The 6,627-nt window shown below is 66.9% G+C and carries 1 protein-coding gene; it reads right to left on the bottom strand.

Annotated elements, in window-relative coordinates; genetic code table 11:
- On the bottom strand, positions 1-6,627 hold a 6,627-nt coding region (locus AX735_RS17775), incomplete at both ends, for an autotransporter-associated beta strand repeat-containing protein (RefSeq protein WP_202189613.1).

Here is a 6,627-nt window from a genome sequence, read left to right as displayed (position 1 = left end):
GGGTCCGGACGACACGCCGCCCGCCAGCGGCAGACGCTCTGCGCTGGAGGCCAGGCTCGCCGGGGTCGGGCCGCCGGAGATCGCGCCATTGTCGACCATCATGCCGGCGCGCGATGCGAGCGAGGCGCTGACGGTGGAAGCGGTTTCGGCTGCAAGCGAAGTGACCGTAGCCGGCATGCTGGTCTGCTCTGCCGCCAGCGACGTGACCGCCGCAGGCATGCTGGCCTGCTCGGCTGCGATCGGGCCCGAAACGGCATTTGCGACCGGCGCGGCAAGCACGGAAGGTGCTGCCACCGTCGCCGCAATGCCGCTCGTCGTGCCACCGACGCTCACGCCTTCGCCGATCACCAGCGTGCCTGCGTTGACCACGGTCAGGCCGGTATAGCTGTTGATGCCGGTCAGCGTGAATGTGCCGGAGCCGATCTTCTGCAAGCCGCCGCTGCCCGAGATGACGCCCGAGAACAGCGACGAACTGTTGTCCGATCCGACGACCAGCGTGCCGTTGCCCAGCGCGATCGGGCCGGTGCCGGCAAGGCTGCCCAGCGAGGCGTTGAAGCCCGCCAGGTTCAGGCTGCCCGCCGTGCTCTGCGTCAGGCGGCCGAGCACGACCAGCTGGCCGCCGAGCGTGGTCGCACCATTATTGGCCACCGTGCCGTTGATCTGGCCCGAAAGCGTCGCGGTGCCGTTGTTGGTCAGCGATCCCAGGATCAGGCCGGAGCTGGCGAAGCCCGCGTTGTTCAGCACCGATCCGCTGAGGCCCGCACCGGCCGCTACCGTCAGCAGGCCGCCATTGACCGTGGTGAGGCCGGTATAGGCCTGGCCCGTGGTCAGCGTGAAGCCGCCGGTGCCGGACTTGATGAGGCCGCCGGTGCCGCCGATCGTGCCGCCGAAACTGGTCGAGGCGTTGCTGCCGCCCAGCGTCAGCGTCGCACTGCCCAGCAGCACGTTGCCTGCGCCCGAAAGGCTGCCGATCGAGGTGTTGAAGTCCGCGAGATCGAACGTGCCGGTGCCGGTCTGGCTGAAGCCGGTAATGCCGGTCAGCGCGCCCTGGAGCTGCACGAGGCTGCTATTGGTCACCGCGCCGTTCAGCTGGCCTGAAAGCCCCGCCGAGCCCGAATTCACCAGTCCGCCATTGAGCACGCCGGTGGAGATCAGCGTGCCGGTGTTGGTGACGAGGCCCGCGACCGAGCCGGCACTGTTGAACCCGGCCGCGTTCTGCACCGCGCCCGCCAGCGATCCGCCGCTAGCCAGCGCCAGCACACCGGCGTTGACGGTGACCGTGCCGGTCAGCGTGTTCGCGCCCGAGAGCGTGAACGTGCCGGTGCCGGTCTTGATCACTGCGCCATTGCCGGCGAGCACGCCCGCATAGGCGGTGCTGGCATTGCTGCCACCGGTGACGAGCGCCTGGCCCTGCGCGATCTGCACGCGGCCGCCGCTGCCGGCCAGCGCGCCGATGGTCTCAGCCACATTGACGAACAAGGTACCGGTATTGACCGTGACCAGCGCCGCATCGGCGATCGATGCCCCTGCCCCCTGCAGCACGACATCGCCGCCCGCCAGCGTCACGCCCTGCGCGAAGCTGCCCGCGCCGGTGAGCGTGGTGGTGCCCCCAGTGGCCCGCAGTGAATTGGCAGCGCCGGTAATGTCGCGGATCGTGCCGCCGCTCGTGCTGATGCTGCCGGTCAGCGCGCCATTGGCCAGCGTGCCGCCCGCCAGGCTGATCGCCGCGATCGACTGGTCGAAACCGCCGAGATCGAGCGTCCCGCCGTTGCCGATCGTGACCAGGCCATTGCCCTGCCAGATATTGGCCGCGCCCGACAGCAAGGTGCCGCCGGTGATCGTCGTGGTGCCGCTATGCGCCAGCGTTCCGGTGACGGTGAACGTTCCGCTGCCCTGCTTGGCGAGATTGCCGGTGTTGAAGATGACGCCGCCGAAGCTGGTCGACGCATCGCTTCCGCCCAGCGTCAGCGTCTGGCCAGCATCGATCTGCACCGTGCCGCCCGTGCCAGCCAGCGAACCGATGGTTTCCGACACCGCAACGATCAGGTTGCCGGTGCCCAGCGTGACCGCCGCCGCGTCATTGACGCTGCTGCCGCCTTGCAGGAACAGGTTGCCCGCGTTGACATTCACGCCGCCGGCAAAGTTTCCGCTGCCGAACAGCGCCAGATTGCCGCCGGTCACGGTGAGCGCGCCGGTCGTGTTCGCATTGGCGAGGCCGATCAGGCCTGCGCCGCCGGTGGCAAGCGCCTGGCTGGTGCCTGCGAGCAGGTCGATGTCGAGGCGGCCTGCATCGGCGGCGATCAGGCTGTCCGATCCCAGGGTGACGGTGCCTGCCCAGATGTTGTTGTCCGCCACGTTGCGCAGCGCGCCCGCGCCGTTCACGCCGGTGCCGTTGATCGTCAGCGCCTCGCCGGTGAGGGTGATGCCGCCCTGCAGCTCGAGCGCAGCCCCCGCATCGACCACGGTGCCCGCAGCATTGCCGCCCAGGCCCGCATTGTTGCGGACCGAAAGCACGCCCTGGCTGACCGTGGTCAGGCCTGCATAGCTGTTCGCGCCGGAAAGAACGAACGTGCCGGTGCCGGTCTTGACGATGCCGCCGTCGCCCGAGACCGTGCCTGCGAAGGTGCTTGAGCCGTTATCGCCGCCCGTGGTCAGCGGGACCGCACCCAGAATCACGGCTCCGCTGCCCGCCAGGCTGCCGATGCTGGTGCCGAAGCCGCCCAGATCGAACGTGCCCGTCGCCTCCTGAGTCACCGCGCCGATGCCGGTGGTCGTGCCGGTCAACGTGATCGTGCCCGCATTGGTGACGGATCCTGCCAGGATACCCCGGATTCGCGCGCTGGCTCCGGTTGCATTGACCAGCCCTGCGTTCAGCGCGCCCGTTGATTCCAGTGTCGCGATGTTGGTAACGAGGCCCGAAACGCGACCAGCGTTCGTGAACCTTGCATTGTTGAGCACGCCGCCTGCCAGCGAGGCATTGCTGCCCAGGATCAAGGTGCCTCCGTTGACCGTGGTCAGCCCCGTATAGCCCTGCGCGCCCGAGAGCGAGAAGGTGCTGGCGCTGACCTTGGTCAGGCCACCGGAACCGGTGATCATGCCGTCGAAGGTCTGCGAGCCGGTGCCGCTGCCCAGGGTCAGCGTCCCGCTGCCCAGAGCCACCGTGCCGCCGCCGCCGGTCAGATTGCCGATGGTGGTGGCAAAGCCGCCCAGGTTGAAGACCGCGCCCGTCGCCAGCGACAGTTCGCCGATACCGATAAAGGTTCCGGTCAGGTTTACCGTACCGCGATTGATCAGATTGCCGGAAAATGCCCCCGACAGGCTCGCGGTTGCACCAGCATTGTTGACCAGACTGCCGTTCAACGACCCCGTGGACACCAGCGTACCGTTGTTGATCACTCCGTTTGCGACCGTCCCGGCATTGGTGAACACGGCATTGTTGGTCACCGAGCCTGCCAGCGATGCTCCCGAAGCCAGGACGAGCGTTCCGCCGCTGACCAGCGTCCGGCCCGTGAAGCTGTTGGCACCGGTGAGCGTGAAGGTGCCCGTGCCTTCCTTCTCGAGGCCGCCGCTGCCCGAGATAACGCCTGCGAAACTGGTGCTGGCGTTGCTGCGGCCCAGCTGAAGCAAGCCGCTGCCCAGTTGCACCGACCCGCTGCCCGCGAGCGAACCGATGGAAGCGAACGATCCGGCCAGGTCGAACAAACCGCTGCCCTGCTGGCTGAACGCCACGTTGCCGCTGGTCAGGCCTGACAGCCTCACCGTTCCCGCGTTGGAAATCGCCCCGTTCCACACGCCCGACAGGTTGGCTATGCCCGTGGCGGCATTGACCAGACCGCCGTCGAGCCTTCCGGTCGAGGTGAGGCTCGCCCGGTTGGTGACCTGCCCCCTCACGTTGCCCGCATTGGCGAAGCTCGCACCGTTATCCACCGCGCCGACGATCGTGCCGCCGCTGCTCAGCGCCAGCGTGCCGGCTGCAATGCTGGTAAGCCCCGCATAGCTGTTGAAACCGCCGAGCGTCAGCGTGCCCGCGCCCGCCTTGGTGATACCTGCGGTCCCCTGGATCGGCGCATTGATGGTGGCGCCCAAGCCTGCCGACACGTCGATGACCGAGGTGCCGCCGGTGGTCGCCAGCGCCCCGCCACCAGGTGCGGTGTTCAGCACATAGCCGCCTGTTTCGAAACGAAGCTGCTGGAACGCCTGGGTTCCGCTGACCTGTACCGTACCGCCTGCCGCGCCAGCGAACACGCCGGTCTGGCTGTTCCATCCGAACGCGGTCGAGAATCCGGGCGCCGAGGTCCAGTTGGTGCTGGTGCTGTTCCAGGTGCCCGATCCGCCATTGCCGGTGATTGCGCTGGACGCAGCGGTGGTGTCGGTGCCGTCCCAGTAGAGCACGGTCGGGATGCCGAGCGTGAACTGGACGCTGATCTGTCCTCCGATATTGGTGATCACCGACGCCGTGAAGCCATCGGGGCGCGTGCCGACCAGCAGGCCGTTGTCGGTCAATGCGCCGCCATAGTTGATCAGGCGATAGATGCCCTCGCCAAATCCGGTCAGCGCCGCCACATTGAGCGTGCCGTCGAGCGTCAGGTTGCCGCTGACGCTGATGAGATCGTTGGTGCCGCCACCGACGACACCCGCCTGGGCAAGCTCGAAATTGAGCACCGAGGCTGAATCGAGCAGCAGGTTGCCACCGACAGCGATCGTCGCAGGGCTGTTGCCCGGGGCGAGTATGGCCCCGGCGCCAAGCGAAATATTGCCGAGGAAGCTGCCCGATCCGCCCAGCGTCGCGCCATTGGCGAGAGTGAGGTTGGCACTGTTGGCCAACACATCGCCGAACTGGCCGTTGAGCACCAGCGACCCCGCATTCACGTTGACGGTGCCGGTGAAATTGGCCGCCGCCGTGTTGATGCCGCCCAGCGTCAGCGTGCCCGTGCCCGCCTTGTTGAACGTGCCCGAACCCGAGATGATGCCGTCGAAGCTGGTCGAGGCGTTGCTTGCGCCTGCGGTGAGCGTGCCAGCGCCCAGCTGGATCGCGCCGGTGCCTGCAATGCTGCCCAGCGTCGCGTTGAACCCGGCGAGATTGAGGCTGCCCCCAATATTCTGGGTGAAGCCGGGCGAACCCGACAGGCCAGCCGTCAGCGTGATCGCGCCCGAATTGGTGATCGCGCCGTTGACGGCATTGGCAAGATTTGCCGTCGCCCCCGCATTGTTGACCAGCCCGCCCGCCAGCGTGCCAGCAGAGACCAGCGTTCCCGCATTGGTCACCTGACCTGCAACGCTGCCCGAATTGATGAAGGTCGCGTTGTTCTGCACCGTGCCTGCCAGCGATGCTCCGGTGGCGAGGAAGATCGAGCCCTGGTTGATCGTGGTGACACCGTTGACGGTGTTCGCGCCCGAGAGAGTCTGCGTTCCCGTGCCGGTCTTGACCAGCGCGCCCGTGCCCGAGATGACCCCGGCAAAATCGGTGCTGCTATTCGCCCCGCCCAGCGTCAGCGTGCCGCTGCCGAGCTGCACCGCACCGCTGCCCGCAAGGCTGCCGATCGTGGCATTGAACCCGGCGAGGTTTAAAGTGCCAATGGCGATCTGTGAAAATGCAGCATTACCGCTGGTCGCGCCAGTCAGCGTGATCAACCCCGCATTGGTCACCGGTCCGCTTAAGTTACCACGGACCGATGCCTGCGTTACGTTGGCTAGTCCCCCGTTCAGGGAACCGGTCGACTGGAAAGTCCCGGCGTTGTTGACCAGGCCTCCGACGGTGCCAGCGTTCGTCAGCACCCCGAGGTTAGTAACCGCAGCGGCGAGGCTGCCGGTAGCACCGATTGCGAGAGTGCTGCCCTGGCTGACTGTCGTCAGTCCGGTAAAGCTGTTTGCTCCACCCAGCGTCAGCGTGCCCGTGCCGGTCTTGGTGAACGTGCCGGACCCCGAGATGATGCCGTCGAAGCTGGTCGGGGCATTGTTGCCGCCTGCGGTCAGCGTGCCGGAGCCCAGCTGGATCGCGCCGGTGCCCGCGATGCTGCCCAGCGTCGTGCTGAAACCGGCGAGGTTGAGACTTCCCCCAGCATTCTGGGTGAAGCTCGGATTGCCCGACAGGACGCCCGTCAGCGTGATGGTACCCGAATTGGTGATCGCGCCGTTGACGGCGTTGGCCAGGCTGGCGGTCGCGCCGGCATTGTTGACCAATCCGCCCGCAAGCGTTCCGGTAGAGGTCAGCGTACCAGAATTGGTGACCAGTCCCGTGGTCGTGCCTGCGTTGATGAAGGTCGCATTGTTCTGCAATGCGCTTGCGAACGACGTGCCAGTGGCGAGTACCAGCGAGCCCTGGGCGATCAGCGTGGAGCCCAGGAACGTGCTTGTGCCCGAAAGCGTCTGGGTGCCCGTACCGGTCTTCACCAGCACACCGCTGCCCGTGATCGTCCCGGCATAGTCCGTATTGGTATTTGCGCTGCCCAGCGTCAAACCACCCGCGCTCATCAGTACCTGGCCAGTGCCCGCCAGGCTGCCGATGCTGGTGCTGACATTGGTCAGGTTGAACACGCCGCCGAGATTCTGCGTGAATGCGCCGATACCGGTCGTCGCGCCGGTCAGCGTCAACGTGCCGCTATTGGTGATCGCGCTGCCGCCAAAGCT

Source organism: Blastomonas sp. CCH1-A6 (assembly GCF_001556365.1).
Classification (GTDB): domain Bacteria; phylum Pseudomonadota; class Alphaproteobacteria; order Sphingomonadales; family Sphingomonadaceae; genus Blastomonas; species Blastomonas ursincola.
This window is presented reverse-complemented; position numbering and strand designations above follow the sequence as displayed.